This is a genomic window from Psychrobacter sp. 1Y4 (assembly GCF_051847555.1).
In genome coordinates this window covers 229,011-250,655 of the sequence record NZ_JBPYDE010000004.1, presented here as the reverse complement: position 1 = coordinate 250,655, position 21,645 = coordinate 229,011, and the positions used below count along the sequence as shown (strand labels likewise).

Genomic DNA, 21,645 nt, shown 5'->3' with positions numbered 1-21,645 from the left:
TTTTAAATCAACCCCCACAATTTACAGGAGTTTTTATGGCAGGTGACACAGACCAAACGACCGAAGAGGCAAGGTTTATCAAACAAAATCGTAATTTTGATATTCAGCGCGTTGTTGTCAAGATTGGCTCATCGTTATTAACCAATAATGGGCGAGGGCTGGATCGAACTGCTATTTATGAGTGGGCCAAACAGATTGCTAAATTGCATAAGCAGGGCGTTGAAGTACTATTGGTATCGTCAGGCGCAGTTGCCGAAGGCGTGGTGCGAATGGACCTTGATGAGCGGCCAAAAAAGCTTGCAGCATTGCAGGCTTGTGCTTCTATTGGTCAGATGGGTTTGATTGAAACGTGGTGGTCAGCATTGATTCAACACGGAATACAAAGCTCTCAGCTATTATTAACTCACGACGATTTGTCTAATCGTAGTCGTTATTTGAATACCACTGGTGCACTGACGCAGCTATTAGAGTGGAATGTGCTCCCAGTTATTAATGAAAACGATACCATTACGATTGATGAGATTAAGTTTGGTGATAATGACACATTGGGTGCAATGTCAGCGGCTATGATCAATGCAGATTTATATATTATCTTGACGGATCAAGATGGGGTGTTTACCGACAACCCACGAGACAACCCTGATGCTAAAATGATACGCCAAGAGCGCGCGATGGCTGACTATCTTTTTGACATTGCAGGTGACGGTGGTAAGCTTGGTCGTGGCGGTATGCTAACCAAGATTCGTGCTGGTCGCCTTGCAGCAATGGGCGGTTGCCCAACTGTAATCGTCAGCGGTGCTATTGATAACGTCATTACTCGTGTGGTGTCTGGTGAAGCTGTCGGTACGCTATTAACCACTAACGATGCCGACAAAATTATTGCACGTAAACAATGGTTAGCCGCGCATTTACGTATGTCAGGTACTTTGATCGTTGATGCGGGCGCCGCTAAAGCACTAGTAGAGCACAACAGGAGCTTGTTACCAGTTGGGGTGGTAGAAGTGCGCGGTGATTTTGATGAAGGAGATGTAGTAGAAATTGTTCATCAAGATACAGGCGAGCGTTTAGCGGTAGGGCAGATGAACTTCTCTTCTAATGATGCGCGCCGAGTAGCTCGAGAGCGTACTGAACAATTCGATAGAATCCTTGGCAACAAAGAAGAACGCGTGGTTATGGTGCATCGTGATAACTTAGCATTGTCTATGTGATGATATCTGCTAAAAATGACAAGCTTACGGTAGTAAGATAATAGATACATAGCCAGTCTATAAATAATACTGACCATTGGTTAAGATTACTTAGATAAGTAGCAACAAGTATCACTATATTTTTCAAGATCAAAACGAATGCCATAATAGATTTTATCTTTATGGCATTCACTATATGTATGTTTTGATTCATATGTACGTTTTAATTAAAACGCGACTATTTATTATTTATCAACAAATAGACGCTTCCTAATTTTTTATTTTTACAATGATAATTACAATATGAGTATTGTACTCTTTTGGAGACTTATACATGAGTGCCTCAAATAACACGAATACAGCCCAGCCAGAATTTGCTCCTTTAAAAAACGATAGACTAATACGGGCACTGCGTTTTGAGCCGATTGATACCACACCTGTCTGGATGATGCGCCAAGCTGGACGTTATTTACCAGAGTATAAGTCAACGCGTGCAGAAGCTGGAGATTTCATGAGCTTGTGCAGAGACACTGATCGAGCGACGGAAGTCACTTTACAACCGCTGCGCCGCTATGATTTGGACGCAGCTATCTTGTTTAGTGATATTCTAACTATTCCAGATGCGATGGGTTTGGGCTTGTATTTTGAGACTGGAGAAGGACCTAAGTTTAAACATCCTATTCGTAATCAGGCAGATCTTGATAGATTGCCAAAGCTTGATGTCAACGATTCTCTTGACTATGTTATGCGTGCGGTGACAAGCATCCGTAAAGCGTTGAACGGACAAGTGCCATTATTTGGCTTTTCTGGTAGCCCATGGACACTTGCTACTTATATGATTGAAGGTGGTAGCTCAAAAGATTATCGCTATACGAAAGGGTTTTTATACAGTAATCCTGAATTTTTACATCAGTTATTAGACAAGTTAGCGATGTCTGTGATTGACTATTTAGATGCGCAAGTCGTAGCTGGAGCGCAGATTCTACAGATATTTGATAGTTGGGGCGGAGCGCTTGGTCATCGTCAGTTTATAGACTTTTCTCATCAATATAACAAGCGTATCGTAGCAGAGCTGAAAATACGCCATCCGGAGATTCCAGTGGTCTTATTTACCAAGGGGGGTGGTCTTTGGCTAGATATTCAAGCGGACAGTGAGGCTGATGCCTTAGGGTTGGATTGGACCATGCCGCTCGATCGTGCACGTCAAGTTTTGACTGAAAGCCAGCGTCATCTTACTAAAAAGCATAAAAAGCTACAGGGTAGTAAGGCAATTCAAGGTAACTTGGATCCAGCTACTCTATATGGTTCACCCGAGACCATTCAGGCAGAAGTCAAAATGATGCTAGATGGTGCTTATGCTAGTGGAGACAAAACAGGCTATATAGCAAACCTCGGTCATGGTATTACTCAGTGGGTCAACCCAGATCGTGCCAAAGTATTTATAGATGCTGTACATGATTATCAAATTTAAGCGTATTTAGATAGTAGTTAACGCGTGTATTGATTAAATCTCAGTACCAATAAACAGTATATTTCGCAAAGATGTGTAGTGCATTTAATGATTATTAAATAAAAGGACACCTTATGATTTCAGCAGCTATTGTCGGTGGTACAGGTTATACAGGTATTGAGCTTATCCGCTTGTTATCAGCGCATCCTAAGGTGTCTATTGATTTATTAACTTCAAGAAGTGAAGCTGGAACGCGTGCTGATGAGATATTCCCAAGCTTACGTGGCATATCAGACTTAGTGTTTAGTGATTTGGGCGATGAGACGCTATCTGCTTTACAAAAATGCGATGTGGTGTTTTTTGCTACGCCGCACGGAGTCGCTATGAAGCAAGCCGCAGCATTGACTCAAGCAGGCGTGAAGGTAATCGATTTGGCGGCCGATTTTCGCTTACAGTCGTTGGCAGATTTTGAACATTGGTATCAGCAGACGCATAGCTGTCCTGAGCTATTAAAGACAGCAGTATATGGACTTCCTGAGCTAAATCGTGACAAGCTTGCAGAGGCTTTTATTGTAGGTAACCCTGGTTGTTATCCGACTACGGCTATTTTAGGTTTAAAGCCAATTATTGATAAGCAGAACAAACAAGCAATACGTTTGATTGAGTCGCGTATCGTTATTGATGCCAAGTCTGGCGTATCTGGTGCAGGCCGTCAAGCAAGCCTTGCGCTTAATTATGCTGAAACGACAGATAACTTTAAGGCTTACGGTATTGGAGGCCATCGTCATTTACCTGAGATTGAACAAGGTATTGAGCAGTTATTAGACAGTCAATTTTCACAACAGGTACGTTTTTTACCGCATTTAGTACCTATGATTCGCGGCATGTTCAGCTCTATTCATATAGCACTTACAGAAGCAGGCACTGGTATCGACTGGCAGCAGGAGTTTGAAGACAGCTATGCAGGTGAAGCATTCATTGATGTGTTGCCTCATGGTGTCTACCCTGATACACGTAGTGTGCGTGCTAGTAACCGTTTACGTATCGCAATACATCAAAATAATGAACGCGGTGAGTTGACCGTCTTAGTAGTACAAGACAACCTTGTCAAAGGAGCGGCAGGGCAAGCAGTACAAAATATGAATGTGATGTTTGCGCTTGATGAGACACTGGGGTTGAACGCAGCACCAATTGTACCCTAAAGCTTGTTAGGTAGAAGGGATATCTATACAGAATATGGTGCTGACTTATCACAGAAACTTTACTATTGAGTCATTACGCTTACAGCGCTATGCTAGGTATTGACTTTAAATTCCGTTATAATATCTCGCCTTTACTGTTAAGAGATATTATCCAGATGCGTGTTAAGAATGCCTCCCGCTTGCGCTATCAGCCAGCTCAACCAGCGTGTCACGCGTCTGCATTTGTACATCGTCAGCCTGCAACTAGTATGTACTTGCAGCCATTATTAAATAGGGATTATCGTATAAAATATAATCAGGGTATTGCCAACAGTCAACAAGGTGCATCGTCATGGCTGCTAGCGTTATTTGTGGTAGCGATACTGGTAACAGCAATAATAGCTATATTGCTTGGGCATAAGCTTGGCTATCAACGTGGTTATTATACGCTAAAGACAGAAACTGAGCAGGCAACGATTAATAGTAAAGAAGCTACTAACGAGCTCAAAGACTTACGTATCAGCCATAAGGTGCTGACCAACCAAGTAGCTACAGCCAAACAAGAGCTGACCATTAGTTTGGCAAATTTAGATGAGCTGCGTCAAAAGCAAGAAGCTTTGAAGGTTGATAACAGACAAACCTCACAGTTGAATGATTTGTATGCAGAAGTTATCGCTGAACAAGGGGGCATGCCACTACAAGTATTAGGCGCTAAAATTGAGCCATTACCCGAAAATGCTTTTGAATATGGTTTTGATGTAGGAATGCTCAGCGAGGATGGCCTTGCTAAAAGCTTACAGGTGACGTTAACGCTACAAGACAAAGATAACTTTGTAGAAGTTCCGTTAGACCCTGCTCGTTATGTTATTGAGGGCATTGTTCGTATTCGTGGTCGATTTGTGATGCCTAGTGGGTTCAAACCTTTACAAGTTAAGCTTAGTTTAGAAGCAGGTGACGAACAAGTCGAACAACTATATGACTGGAAGCTCGGTGATATGGTAGATAGTATGCCTTTGTCATTAATGGATTTACCTGAAGTTGATCAAAGTCCTATTGAGCCCTAAATACTATAAATGCGATGGTTCTTACTGCGTCATTATAATTTTGAACAGACTGTACACAGAACTTATATCAATTAATACTATTTTAAAAAGTTATTAATTTACTATTTATTTTTTATCAAATTTTTATTGAAACCATTCTTATTATGATCATAAAACAAGTAATAAAGCATGTTAAACCTACGGTAGCTGACTGGCATTTTCCTAATATGCCGGCTGGTCATCGTGCGCAAGACGATGACACCGACAATGAAACAACACCTCAGGCAGATGTGTTAGTTGCAGAACCTGAAGTAGCAGAGCCGCCCATGTATGCTGTGGTTATGTATAACGACAACTATACGCCAATGGAGTTTGTCGTATACATTTTGCAGTCAGAGTTTCGCCATAATATCGACTCTGCAGTTGAAATTATGCTAACTATTCATAATAGCAGTAAAGGTATTGCTGGTATTTATCCTAAAGATATTGCTGAAACTAAGGCCAAGAAGGTAAATAGTTTGGCTCATCGTGAAGGCTACCCATTACTGACTCAAATTGAACCCCATCAAGGTGAATAGGGTAATCTGTTCTATTCATTCATAGACTAGCTATCAGCTAATATTACGCCTACTTCCATACCCACTTTACTCCTCCTCATCTTGATTTTAGTCAAAGATAACCTTATATAGGTATTATCTCTAAACATCATCGCTTTATTTAATTACATCTTTTTTATTCATTCATAGTCATCATCATTTATTCACATATTGGCTTGGTTCTTTAAAGTGCTGAGATTTTTCGTCTGTTAGTCTTTACACAAGGCCTTAAACCTAAGTCAAATATCCCTTTTGCCAAAATCTACTTGTAACGTACTTCTATTCGGAATGGTAGGGTTATTAAGAATAAGGTTACATATGGAAGCAGTATTTTTCTGAATTTAATAACATGCAGTAACCATACTCTTTGATACATTTTAGTACGTGTTAATAGATTGACTATATATAACGATCGTGTTGTGATAAAGGTAAGTAAGAGCAAGGCAGAATACGCCTGCAGTCATATTATAGTTTTACCCTTTAATAACCGTTATGTTTTAACCTTGAACAATCCTTTTGCTGCCCTGATTTACCAATTAAGCTATTAAATTATTATAAAGAGTTGTATAACCGTAGGAATTTCTTATGTTAAGTCGTCACCTTGAAGTCTCTTTGCGTTTAGCAATGACGCTTGCGCGCCAAAAGTCGCATGAGTATCTCACTGTTGAACATCTGTTATTAGCACTTCTTGAGAATACTCATGCTGCTAATACTTTAACTGCTTGCAATGCCAATGTCTCAAATCTACGTACGGAGCTTGAAGCTTATATTGATAAGCATACGCCAACGATAGATGTGGATATAGAGCAATCACCACAGCCTACTCAAAGCTTTGATCGTATTTTGCAGCGTGCTATTTTTCATGTGCAATCTATCGGCGGTGGTCGGTTGGTTGAAGGCTCAGATATTTTGGTTTCTATGTTCTCTGAGCACGATACATACGCGGTCTACTTGCTTAAAAAGCAGGGAATTAGTCGCTTAGAGCTTACTCAGTATCTGTCGCATGGACAAGATAAGGATGAGCCATCTGAACCACGTGCTTCTATTAGCGGAGAACGCCGCAGTGCCTCAGAAAAAACCAGTAAAGATCCCTTGGTAGAGTTTGCAAGTAACCTAAACCAGCGTGCTGCAGAAGGCAAAACCGATCCTCTGATAGGTCGTGGCCCTGAGATTGAGCGTACTGCACAAGTATTGTGTCGTCGTCGTAAAAATAATCCGTTATTGGTCGGTGAGCCAGGGGTTGGTAAAACTTCTATCGCTGAAGGTTTGGCATGGCTGATTATCAATGATAAAGCACCAAAACCGTTGAACGGTTGTGTGATCTACAGTCTTGACATTGGTGCATTGATAGCAGGTACTAAGTATCGTGGTGATTTTGAAAAACGTATGAAATCACTACTTGATGCCCTTAAGAAAAAACCCAATGCGATTTTATTTATTGATGAGATTCATATGATTATTGGCGCAGGTTCGTCAATGAGTAGTAATATGGATGTGTCAAACTTGATCAAACCAGCATTGGCAAATGGTGAGTTACGTTGTGTCGGTTCGACCACCTTTACTGAGTATCGTCAAGTATTCGAAAAAGATCACGCATTATCGCGTCGTTTCCAGAAAATTGATGTAAAAGAGCCAAGTGTTGAAGATAGCATTGATATCTTACGCGGTCTTAAACCACGTTATGAAGAGTTCCACAACGTTGAGTATACTGATGAAGCGTTAGTGACAGCTGTAGAGTTGTCTTCTAAGCATATTCATGAGCGTTTTTTACCAGATAAAGCGATTGATGTTATCGATGAAGCTGGCGCGTATAAGCGTTTAGGGATTATTCCCGATACAAATGATATCAATGCAGAAGACGGTCTGATTGCGGATTTGGAAAAAGATATCAACCAAAAAGACCATGAAGGTATTGATACCAGTAAGTCTGATAACGACAATGAGATGCAAGCTAAGGCAGCCACTGCTAAAGCTGATGACGAGTCGAAAACAATAGATGATTTGCAAACGATCAATAATCAAAAGCCATCGATAAAAATTGATGTTGCTGATATTGAAGCCATTATTGCTAAGCTTGCCCGTATTCCACCCAAATCAGTCTCCAGTGATGATAAGAGTATTCTTGAGCATTTAGATCGTGATCTCAAGCATTTAGTGTTTGGACAGGATGAAGCGATCGCTACACTTGCTGATGCTATTAAGCTGTCACGAGCAGGACTAAAAGCACCAGAAAAACCGATTGGCTCCTTTATGTTTGCAGGTCCTACAGGGGTTGGTAAAACAGAAGTATCACGTCAGTTGGCGAGCCTGCTGGGCGTAGAGCTGGTACGCTTCGATATGTCAGAGTATATGGAGGCGCATACAGCCTCACGTCTGATAGGGGCGCCGCCAGGTTATGTCGGTTATGATCAAGGCGGTCTGCTTACTGAAAAAATCAATCAGCATCCGCACTGTGTATTGTTGTTTGATGAGATTGAAAAAGCGCATCCTGATGTTTTCAATTTACTATTGCAAGTCATGGACCACGGTACGCTAACTGACAACAACGGCCGTGTGGCTAGCTTTAAGCAAGTTATTGTTATTATGACGACCAACGTGGGTGCAGATAGTATCAGTCGCTCATCTATGGGCTTTACTCAACAAGATCACAGTCGCGACAATACTGAAGCGCTAAAACGAGTCTTTACGCCTGAGTTCCGTAATCGTTTAGATGCGATCATTCAGTTCAATCCTTTAGATACAGAAGTAGTGATCTCAGTTGTTGATAAGTTCTTAGTAGAGCTGCAAGTACAGCTTGATGACAAACAGGTCACTTTAGAGATTGACGATGAGGTACGTGACTATCTTGCTGATAAAGGGTATGACCGTTTAATGGGTGCGCGTCCTATGCAGCGTCTAATACAAGATGAGATTAAAAAACCATTGGCAAATATGATTTTGTTTGGTGATTTGGTTAATGGCGGAGTGGTACATATATCTCTAGAACCGGAACATGATGAAGAATCTAATACTACTTCTAACGAAGTTTCGTTGAATAAAGATGAGGCCACATCAAGTACTAGTATGCAAACTGATAAAGGTTCAGCGGATAGCCGTATTATTCTAACTGTGGTTGAAACTCATGAACCACATTCAGACTCTGAGTCATTAGCAAGTTAACAATATTCTTTCTTTAGATAAAAAACGGTTACTTAGGTAGCCGTTTTTTTGTGATATTCGATTATGCGATTGCTATACTTTATAACAAATTTGGCATAACATTTTGCTAATATAATAAGTAGGATGCTTTTTATAGTATGGTTATATACTTTTTAAGCTGATTAATAATAAATAAGAAAGGACTTGTTATGGAACTGTTCCATGAGCCGACAACAAAAACCCCAGAACAAAAGCAGGCGATTTTAGATAATGTACGCCTGCCAGAAGATTGGAAAACAGCATTAGCAGATGAATTAACCTCTGAGAATATGGATAACTTGCGGGCTTTTTTAAAAGAATCTTACCAGTCGAATGACAGTATTTATCCGCCAGCACAACTGATGTTTAATGCCTTTAATTTAACGCCGTTGTCACAAGTGAAAGTCGTGATTTTAGGTCAGGACCCTTACCATCGTCCAGGACAGGCAATGGGCCTATCGTTTTCTGTACCTAAAGCCATTCCAAAGCCTCCTTCATTGAACAATTTGCTTAAAGAGATGGCAGATGATATCGGTACCAAACCCCCTGCACATGGTGATTTGACCTATTGGGCACAGCAAGGGGTACTATTATTAAATAGCTCTTTAACGGTTAGAGAAGGTGAACCAAACAGCCATCAAAATAAAGGCTGGGAGCAGTTTACCGATGCTGTTATTGATGTGGTGAATGAACAAACAGAGCACACAGTATTTATATTGTGGGGCAGTAAAGCACAGAAGAAAGGTAAGTATATCAATACTGACAAGCATCTTATCTTAACCGCTGTTCATCCATCCCCGCTTGCTGCAAATCGTGGCGGATTTTTTGGTTCCAAGCCGTTTTCTAAAACCAATGACTATCTAAAGCAATATGGGAAAACGCTAATTGACTGGCAGCTACCACAGTAAATGGCAATGTTTCAATATGATGAGTATCAGCCTGTCTATTCTATGAATAAGCAATTAACAAATGATAAATTTAATTTTCTTCCAATTGCAACGAATACGTTTTGGTCAACTCAAGATGTTAAATGGATGCAAAAAGCTCTCACGCTTGCTCGTCAAGGTGCTGAGTGCGGAGAAGTGCCAGTAGGTGCGATATTGGTACATGATAATCAAATTATTGGTCAAGGGTTTAACGAGCCGATTGGACGCCATGATGCGACAGCACATGCTGAGATTGTCGCATTAAGAGATGCCTGTACGCGCTTGAAAAACTATCGCTTACCACTTAAGACTACTTTATACGTGACTTTAGAGCCATGCACCATGTGTATTGGGGCTCTGATACACGCACGGGTCGATAGGCTGATATATGCTGCAAGTGAGCCACGCGCTGGTATGGTTGGTAGTCAAATGGACTTGGCTGTACAGCCTTTTTATAATCATAGTATCCAAGTGCATAAAGGTTTATGTAGCGAACATAGCAGTCAGATGCTCAAGACTTTTTTTCGTGAACGTCGAAAAAGCATGAAGCAGCGTAAAGACAGTGCATCTAGTAAATAATATGGTTAATGAATAAGATATAAGTCTTGATACTAGTGATAACGTGGTTTGTTTGCTATAATATTGCCCTGTTTGATTGCTAACCAATTAATTGGCTTATTAAACACCTGAGAAATAAACTTTAATATCAAGTAAGTATATGAAGCATCGTCTCCATAATGTCTGTGATTAAGTGAGTGTTATGACCGTCTCTACACCTGATGACTCTTTACTTAATAGTGAGGATAGTGGTACAACGAGTTTTAAGCGTTATCCTGTCATTTGTATCGATGGGCCAAGTGGTGCAGGCAAGGGCACGGTTACATGGCGATTAGCACAGAGTCTTGGTTATCAGCTATTAGATTCAGGCGCGTTATATCGTATCGTAGGACTAAAAGCGTTTGAGGCTGGATTGGTTAGTGCAGATGCCAAACGATCTATCGATGAAGAAGCGCTACTGCAATTGACTCAAGGTTTAGATATTGTTTTTGTGCCCAATAATGAGTCAGGGCGGGTCGATATTTTGGTCAATGATGAAGCCGTCGGTGAGCAAGTCCGTAATGAAACTATCGGAGGTTATGCCTCTCAGATAGCGGTATTCCCTAAAGTTCGTCAAGCATTGCTTGAACTGCAACAAAATATGGCTAAGCGTTCAGGGTTGGTCGCCGATGGTCGCGATATGGGAACGGTCGTGTTTCCCGATGCTGATGTGAAGGTTTTTTTGACGGCTAGTGCTACAGCCCGAGCTGAGCGCCGCGTAGCCCAATTGCTGAGAGCTGGTCAAACAGCAGATTTTGAAGCCATTCTGAATACAATTAAAGCTCGTGATGAACGTGACGAAAACCGAACCACAGCACCGTCAAAACCTGCTGAAGACGCTTTGGTATTAGATAGCTCAATGTTAGATGCTGATACAGTTTATGAATTAGTCAAAAAACAATGCCAAGATAAAGGTATTTATTTTAATAGTTAATAAAAACAACATATTACGAACTAAAAACTTTCCTACGATGATTGAATTTAGTATAAAATTATAGTAATCAAGGTTAGTAGTGATTGAAGAAGTATCAAGATCTTTATATAAGACAGTTGTTGCTAGTAAGTAGAATTGACAAGAAGCTTATTATCAACAAACGTTTTTTTATATGATTGTATAAGATATAAAACCAGTATTCTCGTTTTATGCAATCATAAATTTGATCCGTACTGTGCTGGACAGGATACGGCTATACAAAGGTAGACATAATGGAATCATTTGCTGAACTATTTGAAGCGAGCATTGAAGAGCAGGGTCTGGATATTGAGCGTGGCTCAGTTATTACAGGTGCTGTTGTGGCCATCGATAGTGATTGGATCACAGTAGATACTGGTCTTAAATCTGAAGGTATCGTCGCTCGTGAAGAGTTTTTAAGCGAAGAAGGCGAACTTGAAGTTGAAGTTGGCGATAGTGTCGATGTTGTGGTTGAAGCAGTTGACAATGGTATGGGTCAAACCTTACTGTCACGTGAAAAAGCCAAACGCGTTGAGACGTGGAATGTCCTTGAAAAAATCTATGACAACGATGAGATTGTTAAAGGCATCATTTCTAGTAAAGTAAAAGGTGGTTTTACTGTAGACGTGGGTTCAGTACGCGCGTTCTTACCAGGCTCATTGGTAGATGTACGTCCGATCCGTGACACGACGCATCTTGAAGGCAAAGAGCTAGAATTCAAAGTCATCAAACTTGATCAAAAGCGTAACAACGTTGTGGTTAGCCGCCGCGCAGTTATGGAAGCTGAAAACTCAGCTGAGCGTGAAGAGCTATTGAACAAGCTTGAAGAAGGTATTGAGATCGAAGGTATCGTAAAGAACCTTACTGATTACGGTGCATTCGTTGATCTTGGTGGTATCGATGGCTTGCTACACATTACTGACATGGCATGGCGCCGTATCAAGCACCCATCTGAAGTTGTTGAAGTTGGCCAAGACTTAAAAGTTAAAGTACTGAAGTTTGATCGTGAACGTAACCGCGTAAGCTTAGGTCTAAAACAACTTGGTACTGATCCTTGGGACAACGTGGGCGGCACTTACCCAGTCGGTAGTGTGGTTAAAGCACGTGTAACTAACTTGACAGATTATGGTTGCTTCGCTGAAATTTCTGAAGGTATCGAAGGTTTGGTACACGTATCAGAAATGGATCACACTAACAAAAATATCCATCCATCGAAAGTCGTTCAAGTAGGCGATGAGATTGATGTGATGATTCTTGATATTGATGAAGAACGTCGTCGTATCAGCTTAGGTATCAAGCAAACCCTAGCAAACCCATGGGATGAGTTTGATAAAAAGCACGAGCGCGGTGATAAAATCACTGGTACGATCAAATCAATCACTGACTTTGGTATCTTTATCGGTCTAGACGGTGGTATTGATGGTCTTGTTCACTTGTCTGATATCTCTTGGAATGAGACTGGTGAAGAAGCTATCCGTAACTACAACAAAGGTGACACCGTTGAAGCAATGGTATTGTCTGTAGATGCAGAAGCAAACCGTATCAGTCTAGGCGTGAAGCAGTTAAGCTCAGATCCATTTAACGAGTACTTGGTTAGTAATGACCGCGGTGCTATCGTAAATGGTAAAGTAAAAGAAGTAGATGCTAAAGGTGCTACTATTGAACTTGCGGATGAAGTAGAAGCTTACCTACGTGCTTCTGAAATTCAACGTGATCGCGTTGAAGATGCTACTAAGCATTTAAGCGTTGGTGATGATGTTGAAGCGAAGATCATTAGTGTAGATCGTAAGACTCGTAATATCAGCTTGTCTATCAAAGCAAAAGACGAAGCCGAAGAGCGTCAAGCGATTAAAGATCTTGGCGGTGCAAGTGCTACTCCAGCAGCTGGTTCTGATGCTCAACCAAAAACGATTGGTGATCTAATCAAAGAGCAAATGCAGTAAGCTTTAAGTTATAACTATATTAACCATAAAAAAAGCGACTTCGGTCGCTTTTTTTATGATTAAAAATGATGATAGCGCTTAATCAATAAGTACAAAAACAATTTTTCAACGTTTTGTCCAAACTTTGATTCCTATTTGTGTAGAATTCCGCTATCATTTGCTACATTGAGTAAAGAAATGTAAACTCATGCCAAGTGTTTGATTATACATTAACTTTTAAGCGTTATTATTTTTATCTCTTTAAAGTAGCTGTTCCTATAAAAAACAATCGATTAGTTTTGGACGATACTTTGTAGTAATAATAACCAATTGATAACCTAGATATGATTGATATATAAATAATACATAGCGAAAAATCGCCTTTATTTATCAGTCATATTTTCATTAATTAAAGAAGGCAATTGTAACGATGCAACAAGCGATTAATAAATCCGACTTCATTAGTAATTTAAGTGTGAGCTGTGACACCATGACTGAGATGGTTGTTGATGATGCTGTGCGAGAAATACTAAACTTGATGGTAGATACTTTGGCTAATGATGGCCGAGTTGAAGTTCGAGGGTTTGGTAGCTTTTGCTTGCATCATCGACGTGCTCGTATGGGCCGTAATCCAAAGACAGGAGAGAGCGTACCGGTACCTGCCAAAGCCATTCCTCATTTTAAACCTGGCAAAGCATTGCGTGAAGCAGTCAACGACAAAGTAGCTTCATAGCTCATAAAGACTGATGGTTAACAGAACAAGTATAAAGTAATGGGTACTTATGATTTATCATGACTACTTATTATTTAATTTACTTGTTTTACCTTTGTTAGGTATTAAGAAGCAGGTGTTTTCGCACATTTTGTCGAGGTATGCATATCATGCGCTTTATACTGTTCGTTTTATTATTTTTAAGTTTTGCTTATGCGCTTGGTTTGGTGATAGCTAACAATACCGATATTGGCGTCAACCTGCTGTTCTTACAAGCTCCTACGATGAATTTAGGACTGCTACTCATACTTTGTCTGATACTCGGTATTGTGATTGGTATGCTATTAGCATTATTAATTTTCCGTGTATTACAAAATAAGTGGGAAATATCGCGTTTGCAAAAGTTAAATGCTAATTTGCAAGAACAAGTAACTCAGGCCAACGTCGTTATCGATCGTCAAGCGAATGAGCCGACAGTTGAAGAAGCTGTTTATGGTTCGACAGCGACCAACGTACATGACCAAGCCACGGTTAATGTAGATGAGAGTGCTACGCTTACTAAGCAAAAGCGAGACTAAATTATGTAATGGTTAATCAATGGTTTACCTATACATATGACGCTTAATAAATTCAATATTGATATGGCAACATCATGAATAATACAACTAATTCTCCAGTCATCATTGCTTTAGATAATATGACAATGGAAGCATCAATAGCATTGGCTGAGCAGCTAGATCCAGCGCTGTGTCGTTTAAAAGTAGGTAAGGAGCTGTTTACTCGCTGCGGGCCTGATATCATAAAAGCGCTTCATCAACGTCAATTTGAAGTGTTTTTAGATTTGAAGTTTCATGATATTCCTAACACCACAGCACAAGCAGTATTAGCGGCAGCCGAGCTTGGTATATGGATGGTTAATATTCATGCTAGCGCAGGCTTTGAAGCTATGTCTCTGGCTAAACAGCGCTTACTGGATAATGACTTAGATACCTTACTAATTGCTGTTACTGTGTTGACTTCTATGGATAATGACGCATTGATGCAAACAGGTATTACTGATGGTTTAGATGTACAAGTTAGTCGTTTAGCACAATTAACTAAGCAAGCTGGTCTTGATGGCGTGGTTTGTTCAGCACAAGAAGCTAAAACCCTCAAGACGCTGTGTGGTCAAGATTTTAAGCTAGTGACGCCTGGTATTCGTTTACCAGAAGACAATGCCGATGACCAAAAACGTATCTGTACGCCAAAGCAGGCGTTGAATGATGGCGCTGATTATCTCGTGATAGGACGTTCTATTACACAGGCTACGAACCCTGCTGCTAAATTGCAGATGATACTCAATAGTATCTAATGTTTATAATGTTATAAGAGGTGCAGCTTAAACAGCTGCATTTTTGCTTTTTGTAGGTAGCAAAAAAGGTGCTACACTATTTAACTTTATATGTATACCAGTTGCGAAACTATGATTGGCAGTGTCAAACTTGCTCAGTGCTAAGTAAACCACAAATAGAGTACTTATGCTTGTGATCATTGTTTGATGCTTCTACAGCTGGTGTTATTAGACAATAATGGATAATATGAAATTACAGATATTAAGTGACTTACATATTGACAGTTATGCACGTCAATCACATCCCGTAGGTCATATTCCCAAAACTGACGCTGACGTGATATTAGTAGCAGGGGATACTGCCAACAGCGATAGTGGTATGCCATGGTTACGAGAGCAGGCAGAACGTCTGCAAGTGCCCCTTATTACCATTGCAGGCAACCATGAGTACTTTAATGAAGATGTATTGCATTTTGATAAAAGATTAGCCACTTGGGACAACTATAATACCGATTCGCAGCTAGGCGTTCGCGTCTTACAGTGCCAGCATCTCGATATTGGTGAGGTACGTATTTTGGGGTGTACGTTGTGGACAGATTATCAGTATCAAGCCAATGAAGATACGATGGTAGTTGCTAAACGTTTTATGCGTGATTATAAGCAGATATATGCAGGTAATGGGCTATTTTCTCCTGAAATATCGATTGAGCTACATATTCAACAGCGCCAATGGTTAAAGCAGGCGTTGATTGAGGCGCAGCAATTAGGAAAAAAAACAATCGTGATGACTCATCATAGTATTAGCGCCTTATCGGTCTCTGAAAAGTATGCTACGCTGCCCAGTAACGCAGCTTTTGTTAGTGATTTATCTAGCTGGATGCATAAGGATTGGGCACCAACCCTATGGGTACACGGCCATACCCATGAAGCGTTTGATTACCGTATTGGTAATACCCGCGTGATTGTCAATCCTCGTGCATATCCTAACGAAGTTAGTAGCACTGAGATTGAGTTTGCGTGGGATAGAGTTATCGATATTGGCTAGCATATCTTGAATGATGTGAATTATGCGATACAGCCTACACAATGCTGCCTGTAAGCCATGAGCATTTGGTGTTGTAGTCTCTATATGACTTATCTATCGTTATACTTTGTTACTGACATTTTTATTGTTGGTCTGCTCATATTTCGTTCACTAGTATCCAATAATCTGCTACGCTAGCTGCTATGAGTAAATTTTCTGAATCATCACGTTCTGAGCAGTCCAATGCTCAAAAGCCTCTTAAGATGAGCGCGCCTGCCCCAGCGCATCTGCCTGATAGTATGATTTCTTCGGTTAACTTGTTACCCGAGAATAAGCGCTTGATTTTGTTTACTAGACACTCTTTGCGTGAGCGCTCCGATGGTAACGGGTTTGCCAGCTACCAGCTGCCACTTACACCTAAAGGACGCGTATTAGCAAAGTCTTGGGGGCGCTGGTTAGCTGGTCATCTACCATATTCTCTCGACGTAGATAGCATCTCAAGCCCTATTGGACGTTGTATTGATACCGCGCAGCTAATGCAAGAAGGGGCAGGATTACAACGACCGATAGCGCATCAATCGTTATTGGTTGAGCCAGGTAGCTTGGTTACTGAGCCTGAAATTGCGAATGCAGTCTTTAAAGAGATTGGTGTGCTCAATTTTATTAATCGTTTTTTACAAGGTAACCTTGAAGGTACAAAAAATGCCTATCAAGGTGGACTCGATATTTTATCGCTTTTTTATCAAAACCAGCCACAGCATGGACATTTAATGTTGGCAGTGAGTCATGATACGTTACTATCTGCTTTTTTAGCGATAATGTTCGATGTGATTGAGATTGATTGGAACGACTGGCCCAAAATGATGGAAGGCGTGTTTTTATGGTTTGATGATAAGCCATTTGAGCAGGCTAATGCATATTTTGTTTGGCGCGGAGAGGTTTATGTTCGCCCGATCAATACGTTAATAGATAGCTACCGTGCTGCTGGTTTTCATCCTAGTAAGCTATTATTACCGCCGAAAGTGAGATGGACGTAGTATTAAAGCGGCGCGAGGCTAAAACTACAAGGGACAGTATTAAATATTACATTTTGAATAGATATAAAAAAACCTTGCCACTAGGACAAGGTTTTTTTATGAACGCTTGTTAAAGCTACTAATCTTAAGCTTGAAGAGCTTTGATAGCTTTGTTTAGACGGCTCTTACGACGGGCAGATTTATTCTTATGAATAATGCCTTTGTCAGCCATACGATCAAGAACAGGTACCGCTTTTTTATAAGCTTCGGTAGCTGCATCATAATCTTTAGATTCGATTGCTGCGTCGACACGCTTTAAATAAGTACGAACCATAGAGCGTTGTGACGCTGAGTTTTGGCGACGTTTAGTGTTTTGACGGGCGCGTTTACGAGCTTGTGCAGTGTTAGCCACGCGTATCTCCTTTATGAAAGACAGATAAAAATATGAATGTTGATTGGAATAATGAGTTTAACAATCATCGGTGACGAGCAGCCGTCTCGTCAAACATGATATCGATGTTCAATATTAGACTTCCTAATATTAATAAATCATCGGTAGCGTCAAAGCCATCTGGAATAATTAAATAGCTATGACATGTAAAGCCGGATATCTTAGCAAATTATTGCGCTTAGAACAATATATTTGACCATCAAAGCGAAAAGAAGTTGTATGTGTCGTTATGCTAATATGTATAAAGTTAGGTATATAGATAAATAGTGGTTAATAATCGAACCATTGATAAAAACTCTTACAATAAATCATGAATAGTAGCGACAGTTATAGGGTAACTTAGTTATGATACTGCCCTATAATATAGGGCATAGTCCGTTTTACGTAAAACCAGTAGGTTACTAGCCACGCACTGTATGGGTTTTATAGTGAATCGTCTATAGTACGACTCGAAAACCATAAACCTAAAAGTCATAAAATAGTCTCTATAATACTTTACGATTATGAATAATGGATAGGATATGCAGCAAAAAGCAATTTTAATTGGCGCGACAGGCTTGGTTGGTCAGCATCTTGCGAAGCAGCTTAGTGAACTCTATGATACATTAATAGTCATTGCCAGACGTCCACCGAGGTATATAAATGCTAGTATGAGATTCTATCAGGTGAATGACTTTGATAACTTAGCCGACGTTTTTGCAAACATCGGTGTGGATGCTACAACGGATGCTTTCAGTTGCCTTGGTACAACTAAGAAGCAAGCAGGCAGCGATGAGGCTTTTCGAAAAGTAGATTATGACTATAACGTAAGTTTTGCCAAGTTATGCTTTGATAAAGGGGTTAAAAACTTTTTTTTATTGTCTGCAATGAATGCTGACGTTGACAGTCGGTTTTTATATAATAGAGTAAAAGCAGAAACTGAACAAACCATTATGAGCCTAGGGTTTGAGCGTTTGGCTGTTTTTCGTCCCTCATTATTATTGGGTAAGCATAAAGGTCGACCAATCGAGAGCATTAGTCAAAAAGCCTTTAAAATCATCTCGCCTTTAGTGTCTGAATCATTACCGCTGCATCCCATTTCAGCCAAACGTGTCGCGATTTCGATGGCAATGACCGCCCATGATATGTACGAACGTCGTAAATACAGCGATTATCGTTCTGAATCAAAGCTCTCTGAATCAAAGCCCAGTATGACTGATATTATCGAGAATAAGCAGATGCTAGCGATGACTCGTGTCAAAAAATGAATCACGACATTACTATGTCGGTAAGTTAGGCCAAACGACCAAACTTGTTTGGAAGATAATAGCCTAAGCATTTGCTGATAAAGTAATATCAATAATAGCAAGACCATAGATTGCAAAATAACTGATAGTCATTAACAAGGAGTAAATAGCTATGTCAGAATCAACAGCAATGAATAAAGAGAACTTTGTAACCTGTGATTTATTGGATGCCAATCCTGAATCACAAGTCTGCTTACCAAATATTGAGGGCAAGACCTTTCAGAGTTTTGGCGCAAAAGATAAGTTTTGCGGCGAAATTGTGACAGTAAAATGCTTTGAAGATAATAGCCGTGTGAAGGCATTATTGAATAGTAATGGCAAAGACGATAACGGTGCAGGCAAAGTGTTGGTCGTCGATGGTGGTGGTTCAATGCGCTGTGCGCTGCTCGGCGATATGATTGCACAGTCAGCGATTGATAATGGCTGGGCTGGAGTTATTGTGTATGGCTGCGTCCGTGATGTCGATGACATGGCGCAAATGAATATCGGTGTGATGGCATTAGGCTGTATCCCGCGCAAGTCAACACGCCGAAATGAGGGTCAAACAGATATTGAAATTAGCTTTGGCGACCTGACTTTAAATTCTGGCATGTTTGTCTATGCAGATAATAATGGCATTATTGCAAGTCATAAGTCTTTAATAGCGTAAAGTATTGTTAGTATAAATCGATTGTAATTATAAATAATTATATATTATAAGTAATTATATGATAATTAAAAAACCCAGTTCAAATTACGGAACTGGGTTTTTTGGTTGAAAGTAAATGATTCATTAGTATTTTTCAAGCTCTGAGAGTAGTTGTTCGCGTGCTTTATAAATCCTGCGTAGACCAAGCCATAAGCTAATACACATAACGATCAACACCGAGGTAAAAGGCAAGCCCGTACTTACTGAGCCTGCTTGAATGGTTTTTAGGGCTTGCGCACCGCCGCCATAGAGAAGAGCAATAGCGATAAGTCCTTGAGCAACAGCCCAAAATATACGCTGATATATTGAAGCTTCAAGCTTACCACCTGCCGTAATCGTATCAACCACTAAAGAGCCTGAGTCTGATGAAGTCACAAAAAACACCATTACTAGAATAATAGCAATTAAAGAGGTAATGGTCCCTAGAGGAAGATTTGCCAGCATCTGAAATAAGGTTAAGGAAGCATCACTGACCCCTCCTGCCAGCTCACCGACTTGATTATCATATTGGCTCAATCCTGACTGTCCAAATACCGTCATCCAGACGATGGTTACAAGCGTAGGGGCCAACATTACTGAGGTAATAAACTCACGTACTGTACGGCCTTTTGAAATACGAGCAATAAACATACCTACAAAAGGTGACCAGCTGATCCACCATGCCCAATAAAACACTGTCCAGCCATGAAAGAATTCGTCGTCACCGCGGCCTATAGGATTCGATAACGGGATAATATAAGTTGCATAATCAACAGCAGTGGCACCGATTTTACTCAGCAATCCGATTGAGTTGCCAACGAAAAACACAAACAGCAACAAAGATAAAGCGACTAACATATTGACGTTACTCAATAGCTTAACCCCGCCATCAAGGCCACGTGCTACAGATATTGTAGCAAGAGCAGTCACTACAACTATAATGGTAATCTCAAGCGAATTACCTGCAAAGTCCCAACCAAACAAATAATTAAGTCCGCTGGCCGCTTGTTGAGCACCCAAACCCAGCGAAGTCGCTAGACCAAATATCGTCGCTAGTACGGCCAATATATCAATAATATGACCAGGCAGCCCCCATGTCTTTTCTTTAAAAATAGGATAAAATACGGAGCGCATGGTCAATGGGAAGCGAAAATTGTAAGCAAATAGGGCCAATGACAAACCAACTACTGCATAGATACCCCAAGGGTGCAAACCCCAGTGGTACATGGTCGCACCCATAGCAGCATGGTAAGCTTCAGGGCTGCCTGCTGCGACACCAAGTGGTGTACCTGCCCAACCGCTTGCATAAGCCAATGGCTCAGCCACACTCCAAAACATAAGGCCGATGCCCATGCCAGCTGCGAACAACATGGAGAGCCACGAGCGCCGATTGAACTCAGGTTTGGCATTTATACCGCCAATTCGGATGCTGCCATAGGGAGACACAACCAATATCAGACTAAATATCACCATAATATTAGCTGTGCTGACAAAGAGCCAGTCAAAACCATTGACCACCCAATCTTTAGTACCATTAAGCCAAGAATTGGCTATATTCGGTAGTAATAAAGCAAATAATACAAAGCCAACAACGGCAATAGCGGTAAAGAAGAATACAGGTCTGTGTAAATCTAAACCCAATATTTCAGTGTTATTTTCACCAACTGTATGTTCAGTGGTATAAAGCCTGCGACGAAATTTATCGAGAAGGGGCTTTGGAATCTGTTTTTGCTCGTTCATAGGTGACGAATCTCCTGATGAGTTAGCTGAGCTGGACACCGTCAAAGTATCGACTATTTATGACTAATAAACAGTTTTTGGCAGCTACAAGCTTTAGATTTTAGGTAATGTAAAAATGCTGTTGGCGCTTTACAGAGAGTGCAAGCTACTGAATAATCGAGACTCAATAAAAGGCATGTATAGGAGATATTTATTCAAAATACTATGCAAAAGTTTATATAGAAATAATTAAATGCTAACAATGGAAAGTTAGCTTAAAACAAGAATAGCCAAAAGCGTGCCATGTTAACAAACCGTTTAGTTTTGTCAAATCGTAGCAGCCTGTTAAAGTGTAAATTAGTTTTGGTCAATTGCGAAAATATTCGTATAATAACTGCCAGATTCTTAA

At 40.4% G+C, this 21,645-nt stretch carries 19 protein-coding genes; 17 read left to right on the top strand and 2 right to left on the bottom strand.

Going from position 1 to position 21,645, the window contains the following annotated elements; translation table 11 throughout:
• Positions 1-35: 35 nt before the first annotated feature.
• From proB to ACS8FC_RS05020, 15 genes are all read left to right on the top strand, one after another.
• Positions 36-1,208 carry a glutamate 5-kinase gene (gene proB, locus ACS8FC_RS05090; protein ID WP_439260665.1) on the top strand — a complete coding sequence of 391 codons (1,173 nt, stop codon included), beginning with the start codon at positions 36-38 and terminating at the stop codon, positions 1,206-1,208.
• Positions 1,209-1,521: 313 nt separating this feature from the next.
• Positions 1,522-2,658, top strand: a complete 1,137-nt coding sequence (gene hemE / locus ACS8FC_RS05085; RefSeq protein ID WP_299216327.1) for a uroporphyrinogen decarboxylase — start codon at positions 1,522-1,524, stop codon at positions 2,656-2,658.
• 113 nt (positions 2,659-2,771) lie between these two features.
• Positions 2,772-3,839 (top strand): N-acetyl-gamma-glutamyl-phosphate reductase, encoded by a 1,068-nt coding sequence (argC, locus tag ACS8FC_RS05080; protein WP_439296045.1) that lies wholly within the window; start codon positions 2,772-2,774, stop codon positions 3,837-3,839.
• A gap of 155 nt (positions 3,840-3,994) precedes the next feature.
• Positions 3,995-4,882 (top strand): hypothetical protein, encoded by an 888-nt coding sequence (locus ACS8FC_RS05075; RefSeq protein WP_439296044.1) that lies wholly within the window; start codon positions 3,995-3,997, stop codon positions 4,880-4,882.
• A gap of 206 nt (positions 4,883-5,088) precedes the next feature.
• Positions 5,089-5,439 (top strand): ATP-dependent Clp protease adaptor ClpS, encoded by a 351-nt coding sequence (locus tag ACS8FC_RS05070; protein ID WP_439296043.1) that lies wholly within the window; start codon positions 5,089-5,091, stop codon positions 5,437-5,439.
• Positions 5,440-6,042: 603 nt separating this feature from the next.
• Positions 6,043-8,616, top strand: a complete 2,574-nt coding sequence (clpA, locus tag ACS8FC_RS05065; protein WP_439296042.1) for an ATP-dependent Clp protease ATP-binding subunit ClpA — start codon at positions 6,043-6,045, stop codon at positions 8,614-8,616.
• Positions 8,617-8,804: 188 nt separating this feature from the next.
• Positions 8,805-9,542, top strand: coding sequence for a uracil-DNA glycosylase (locus ACS8FC_RS05060; RefSeq protein WP_439260670.1), 738 nt, complete (start codon positions 8,805-8,807; stop codon positions 9,540-9,542).
• Between the two features lie 42 nt (positions 9,543-9,584).
• On the top strand, positions 9,585-10,139 hold the full coding sequence (gene tadA, locus ACS8FC_RS05055; RefSeq protein ID WP_439260831.1) for a tRNA adenosine(34) deaminase TadA: 555 nt from the start codon (positions 9,585-9,587) through the stop codon (positions 10,137-10,139).
• 181 nt (positions 10,140-10,320) lie between these two features.
• Positions 10,321-11,091, top strand: coding sequence for a (d)CMP kinase (cmk, locus tag ACS8FC_RS05050; protein ID WP_439296041.1), 771 nt, complete (start codon positions 10,321-10,323; stop codon positions 11,089-11,091).
• A 272-nt stretch (positions 11,092-11,363) separates the two neighbouring features.
• A complete protein-coding gene (gene rpsA / locus ACS8FC_RS05045; RefSeq protein WP_439260672.1) occupies positions 11,364-13,052 on the top strand; it encodes a 30S ribosomal protein S1 in 1,689 nt (562 codons plus the stop codon).
• Positions 13,053-13,461: 409 nt separating this feature from the next.
• The gene (locus tag ACS8FC_RS05040; protein ID WP_068036291.1) at positions 13,462-13,764 is read left to right on the top strand and encodes an integration host factor subunit beta; all 303 of its coding nucleotides are present in this window, start codon (positions 13,462-13,464) and stop codon (positions 13,762-13,764) included.
• 149 nt (positions 13,765-13,913) lie between these two features.
• Positions 13,914-14,321, top strand: coding sequence for a lipopolysaccharide assembly protein LapA domain-containing protein (locus tag ACS8FC_RS05035; protein WP_439296040.1), 408 nt, complete (start codon positions 13,914-13,916; stop codon positions 14,319-14,321).
• Between the two features lie 74 nt (positions 14,322-14,395).
• The gene (gene pyrF, locus ACS8FC_RS05030) at positions 14,396-15,094 is read left to right on the top strand and encodes an orotidine-5'-phosphate decarboxylase (RefSeq protein WP_439296039.1); all 699 of its coding nucleotides are present in this window, start codon (positions 14,396-14,398) and stop codon (positions 15,092-15,094) included.
• Positions 15,095-15,320: 226 nt separating this feature from the next.
• Positions 15,321-16,118 carry a metallophosphoesterase gene (locus tag ACS8FC_RS05025; RefSeq protein WP_439296038.1) on the top strand — a complete coding sequence of 266 codons (798 nt, stop codon included), beginning with the start codon at positions 15,321-15,323 and terminating at the stop codon, positions 16,116-16,118.
• 242 nt (positions 16,119-16,360) lie between these two features.
• The gene (locus ACS8FC_RS05020; RefSeq protein ID WP_420884184.1) at positions 16,361-17,134 is read left to right on the top strand and encodes a histidine phosphatase family protein; all 774 of its coding nucleotides are present in this window, start codon (positions 16,361-16,363) and stop codon (positions 17,132-17,134) included.
• 124 nt (positions 17,135-17,258) lie between these two features.
• Here the strand turns inward: ACS8FC_RS05020 and rpsT are convergent, their stop codons facing one another.
• Positions 17,259-17,525, bottom strand: a complete 267-nt coding sequence (gene rpsT, locus ACS8FC_RS05015) for a 30S ribosomal protein S20 (protein WP_058369082.1) — start codon at positions 17,523-17,525, stop codon at positions 17,259-17,261.
• A gap of 560 nt (positions 17,526-18,085) precedes the next feature.
• On the opposite strand from rpsT, the gene ACS8FC_RS05010 reads away from it, so the two are divergent.
• Both ACS8FC_RS05010 and rraA read left to right on the top strand, forming a co-directional pair.
• Positions 18,086-18,811 carry an NAD-dependent epimerase/dehydratase family protein gene (locus ACS8FC_RS05010; protein WP_439260675.1) on the top strand — a complete coding sequence of 242 codons (726 nt, stop codon included), beginning with the start codon at positions 18,086-18,088 and terminating at the stop codon, positions 18,809-18,811.
• Between the two features lie 151 nt (positions 18,812-18,962).
• The gene (rraA, locus tag ACS8FC_RS05005; RefSeq protein WP_439260676.1) at positions 18,963-19,499 is read left to right on the top strand and encodes a ribonuclease E activity regulator RraA; all 537 of its coding nucleotides are present in this window, start codon (positions 18,963-18,965) and stop codon (positions 19,497-19,499) included.
• A gap of 123 nt (positions 19,500-19,622) precedes the next feature.
• Here the strand turns inward: rraA and ACS8FC_RS05000 are convergent, their stop codons facing one another.
• A complete protein-coding gene (locus ACS8FC_RS05000) occupies positions 19,623-21,257 on the bottom strand; it encodes a BCCT family transporter (protein WP_299216288.1) in 1,635 nt (544 codons plus the stop codon).
• Positions 21,258-21,645: the final 388 nt, after the last annotated feature.

Coding starts and splice junctions, on each gene's coding strand:
- ACS8FC_RS05010 (WP_439260675.1), top strand. CDS start 18,086: ATGCAGCAAAAAGCAATTTTAATTGGCGCGACAGGCTTGGTTGGTCAG.
- proB (WP_439260665.1), top strand. CDS start 36: ATGGCAGGTGACACAGACCAAACGACCGAAGAGGCAAGGTTTATCAAA.
- ACS8FC_RS05035 (WP_439296040.1), top strand. CDS start 13,914: ATGCGCTTTATACTGTTCGTTTTATTATTTTTAAGTTTTGCTTATGCG.
- pyrF (WP_439296039.1), top strand. CDS start 14,396: ATGAATAATACAACTAATTCTCCAGTCATCATTGCTTTAGATAATATG.
- clpA (WP_439296042.1), top strand. CDS start 6,043: ATGTTAAGTCGTCACCTTGAAGTCTCTTTGCGTTTAGCAATGACGCTT.
- ACS8FC_RS05025 (WP_439296038.1), top strand. CDS start 15,321: ATGAAATTACAGATATTAAGTGACTTACATATTGACAGTTATGCACGT.
- ACS8FC_RS05040 (WP_068036291.1), top strand. CDS start 13,462: ATGCAACAAGCGATTAATAAATCCGACTTCATTAGTAATTTAAGTGTG.
- rraA (WP_439260676.1), top strand. CDS start 18,963: ATGTCAGAATCAACAGCAATGAATAAAGAGAACTTTGTAACCTGTGAT.
- tadA (WP_439260831.1), top strand. CDS start 9,585: ATGAATAAGCAATTAACAAATGATAAATTTAATTTTCTTCCAATTGCA.
- hemE (WP_299216327.1), top strand. CDS start 1,522: ATGAGTGCCTCAAATAACACGAATACAGCCCAGCCAGAATTTGCTCCT.
- rpsA (WP_439260672.1), top strand. CDS start 11,364: ATGGAATCATTTGCTGAACTATTTGAAGCGAGCATTGAAGAGCAGGGT.
- ACS8FC_RS05070 (WP_439296043.1), top strand. CDS start 5,089: ATGCCGGCTGGTCATCGTGCGCAAGACGATGACACCGACAATGAAACA.
- ACS8FC_RS05020 (WP_420884184.1), top strand. CDS start 16,361: ATGAGCGCGCCTGCCCCAGCGCATCTGCCTGATAGTATGATTTCTTCG.
- ACS8FC_RS05075 (WP_439296044.1), top strand. CDS start 3,995: ATGCGTGTTAAGAATGCCTCCCGCTTGCGCTATCAGCCAGCTCAACCA.
- cmk (WP_439296041.1), top strand. CDS start 10,321: ATGACCGTCTCTACACCTGATGACTCTTTACTTAATAGTGAGGATAGT.
- ACS8FC_RS05060 (WP_439260670.1), top strand. CDS start 8,805: ATGGAACTGTTCCATGAGCCGACAACAAAAACCCCAGAACAAAAGCAG.
- ACS8FC_RS05000 (WP_299216288.1), bottom strand. CDS start 21,257: ATGAACGAGCAAAAACAGATTCCAAAGCCCCTTCTCGATAAATTTCGT.
- argC (WP_439296045.1), top strand. CDS start 2,772: ATGATTTCAGCAGCTATTGTCGGTGGTACAGGTTATACAGGTATTGAG.